The 3079-nt window shown below is 32.5% G+C and carries 3 protein-coding genes and 1 pseudogene; 3 read left to right on the top strand and 1 reads right to left on the bottom strand.

What is annotated here, in order from left to right:
* A partial coding sequence (locus tag IC220_RS06690) for an ankyrin repeat domain-containing protein (protein ID WP_188153688.1) occupies positions 1 to 587 on the top strand: 587 nt, incomplete at its 5' end.
* A 175-nt stretch (positions 588 to 762) separates the two neighbouring features.
* Positions 763 to 1746: an ankyrin repeat domain-containing protein gene (locus IC220_RS06685; RefSeq protein ID WP_188153687.1), complete on the top strand. Its 984-nt coding sequence runs from the start codon at positions 763 to 765 to the stop codon at positions 1744 to 1746.
* Between the two features lie 102 nt (positions 1747 to 1848).
* Here the strand turns inward: IC220_RS06685 and IC220_RS06680 are convergent, their stop codons facing one another.
* A complete protein-coding gene (locus IC220_RS06680) occupies positions 1849 to 2550 on the bottom strand; it encodes a TerC family protein (RefSeq protein WP_188153686.1) in 702 nt (233 codons plus the stop codon).
* A 403-nt stretch (positions 2551 to 2953) separates the two neighbouring features.
* On the opposite strand from IC220_RS06680, the pseudogene IC220_RS06675 reads away from it, so the two are divergent.
* Positions 2954 to 3079: pseudogene (locus tag IC220_RS06675) on the top strand (IS256 family transposase); the annotation flags it as partial.

The raw sequence follows: 3079 nt of genomic DNA, 5'->3' as shown, positions 1-3079 counted from the left end.
AAGCAGGTGCAGATGTTAATGCTGCTGAAAGTAAAAATGGAAGAACACCTTTACATTATGCTGCTGTTAGTGGCAATTTGGAAGTAGTAAATGCTCTATTAGCAGCAGGTGCAGATGTTAATGCTCAAGATAAAAATGAAAGAACTACTTTACATTATGCTGCTATTAATGGCAATTTGGAAGTAGTAAATGCTCTATTAGCAGCAGGTGCAGATGTTAATGCTCAAGATAAAAATGAAAGAACTACTTTACATTATGCTGCTATTAATGGCAATTTGGAAGTAGTAAATGCTCTATTGCAAGCAGGTGCATATGTTAATGCTCAAGATAAAAATGACAAAACTCCTTTAGATTTGGCTGGTGAAAAAGGTCATAAAAATATAGTAGATGCTCTATTAGCAGCAGGTGCAGTAGAAATGGAAAAAGTATTGGAAGAAGAAGTAGAAAGAGCAGCAATAGCAGCAATAGCAGCAGAAATAGCAATGGAAGCAGCAAAAATAGATTCGCGTCTCATGCATACTGATACAACACATGCTGCTGAACAAACAGCGCGCGCACACAGTAAAAGAAATTCATATTTTTTATAATATGCAATTTTGAATTTGGGTTGGTAGCAATTTTATTGCTACTAAAAGCCCGAAGGAGAGCTCCTTCAATAGAAACGTAGACGCAAGCTTTGGTACCAAAATAATTGATTAATATTGACTTAGTTAACATAATTAGTTAAAATATTAACTAATATTATTAATTTTAGGAGAAAACATGTTGAGTAATTTAATATTAAAAGAAGTATGGACAAGAGAATTGTTCGACAAATTAGAGAAACTAAATTTATACCAAAAGTTAAATCACAATAATGTCTTTGGTAAGTTATCAGCAATTTTGCGAGGATATCCGGAGATATTTGACCAGTGGGAAGATCGTGATAACAAGGAAAAGAAAAAAAAGAGTAGTGTTGATAAACCGATTCAATACAATGGATTTTCAGGTACATTAAAGCATTTTCTTGCTGGTTGTGGCTTCGATAATATATTAGAAGCTCTATTAGTACGAGATTATGATAAAAATATTAAAATTCAAGATAACAAGATTAATGTTAAAGATAAAAATGGAAAAACTCCTTTAGATTGGGCTTATGCTAGTGGCAATTTGTCAACAATAAACATAATAATAGAAATGGGAGGAATAACATCAGAAGCATTAGAAGCAATAGAAGAAGTAATATCAATGGAAGAAGGAGTAGGAGCAATAGAAGAAGCAACAGAAGAAGTAATGAAAGAAGGAGTAGCAGCAGCAACAGAAGAAGTAATGGAAGAAGGAGTAGCAGCAGCAACAGAAGAAGTAATGGAAGAAGGAGAAGGAATAGCAGCAGCAATAGAAGCAGTAGTATCAATGGAAGAAGTAGAAATAGAAAAAGAAGCAATAGCAATAGAAGGCACGATGGAGGAAATGGGAGAAGTAGAAATAGAAGAAGCATATACAAGTAGAAGTATTGATGTTCTTCGAGATCAAGATGGCAACACTCTTTTACATTTGGCTGTTCTGAGTGGCGATATACAAGTAATCAAAGCTCTATTAGTAGCAGGTGCAGATGTTAATGCTGAAAATAGCGATGGACTAACTCCTTTACATTTGGCTGCTACAGAAGAGATATTCGATGTTCTATTAGAAGCAGCAGCAATAGATCCATATTTCACACATACTAATGTAACACATGCTGCTGCACAAACAGCGCTCGTAAAGTAAAAGGAAATCCCTATTGTTTTATAGTAGTTTTTTTTTGCATTCGGGTTTAGTAGCAATTTTATTGCTACTAAAAGCCCGAAGGAGAGTTCTTTTAAATAGATTTCAAAAAAGTCTATTGCTGCCCCGTTTCTTGAGGCTACTTATCGCTTCCACAAGTAATGCAAATATAAATGAGGAGTATAAGCTCGATTTTGGGAAGTATATGTGTAATCCATTGAGTATGAGGTACATGCCAACAAATAAAATGAATAATATGGCGATTGTTTTTAATCTAGGAGCTGATTTTATTAATTTAGAGGTATAGTGTGATAAAAATAACATTGATAGCATAGAAAATATAAATGCAATTGAGATGATCATGATATTGTGTATCAATACTACGGCAGTTAAAATTGAATCAATTGAAAAAACTAAATCTATTAATATAATTTGCAATATAACTAAAGAAAATTGTGACTTTATGTTTACTTTTTTTGTGTTTTGTTTATATAAAATATCATTTAGTAACTCCATAACACTCTTAATAGTGAGAAACAACCCACCTACAATCATTAATAAATCCTTTATTGAGATACCTAATGATGCAATATAAAATATGGGTTTTTGCATAGATAATGTCAGTGATATAAAAAATAGTGTCACAAGACGCATTAATAGTGCTAACCCAAGGCCAAAAAAACGTGCTCTTTCTCTCAGGTGTTTTGGTGCTTTGTCGATTGCCAGAGAAATAAAAATTAAGTTGTCTATACCAAGTACAATTTCAAGTAGTGTAAGTATAAGTAAGGTCCAAGCATCAGCTAACATCTATATTTTGTGTATCAAATTTGTTTTTTGTACTTTATATAGTAGATTTATAAAAATTGAATTACTTTGCTTGCACTTCTCCTTTTACCATAAATCGAATTTGTATCTCATCGAGAATTCTCACCAAAAATTCTCATCGAAAAAAAATTTTGTGATAAAAAGGGTTGATTTATAAAAATATGCTGCTAGACTGCCTTGCGTGAGGTGAGGCTAATTATAAAAAGGAGGGTTAATGAGTTCAAATAAAGATTTAGATAAGTTAAATAAAGATTTATTTAACGCTATCGCAGAGAAAAAGTACGATAAAGTTCTTAGTGCTGTAGAGAAAGGTGGGGAGTGTTAAATAAACTGTGTCAAACCGAAAAATGATATATTAATGATATAAAAAATGGAGGTTTAACAAATGAAAGAAAAAAGAGCAAACAACTATGTTGGATTAGTAAACTATCAAGAATTAGAGACAAATATCCTGTCATCTATAAGAGAAGGTAAACCACTAACCGGAAGAGAAGGAGCACTGACACCTTTG

This window comes from Wolbachia endosymbiont of Pentalonia nigronervosa (assembly GCF_014534705.1).
Taxonomy (GTDB): domain Bacteria; phylum Pseudomonadota; class Alphaproteobacteria; order Rickettsiales; family Anaplasmataceae; genus Wolbachia.
This window is presented reverse-complemented; position numbering and strand designations above follow the sequence as displayed.

Bases quoted from the DNA above. Each gene is read 5' to 3' on its own strand.
- IC220_RS06680 (WP_188153686.1), bottom strand. From the start codon at position 2,550: ATGTTAGCTGATGCTTGGACCTTACTTATACTTACACTACTTGAAATT.
- IC220_RS06685 (WP_188153687.1), top strand. From the start codon at position 763: ATGTTGAGTAATTTAATATTAAAAGAAGTATGGACAAGAGAATTGTTC.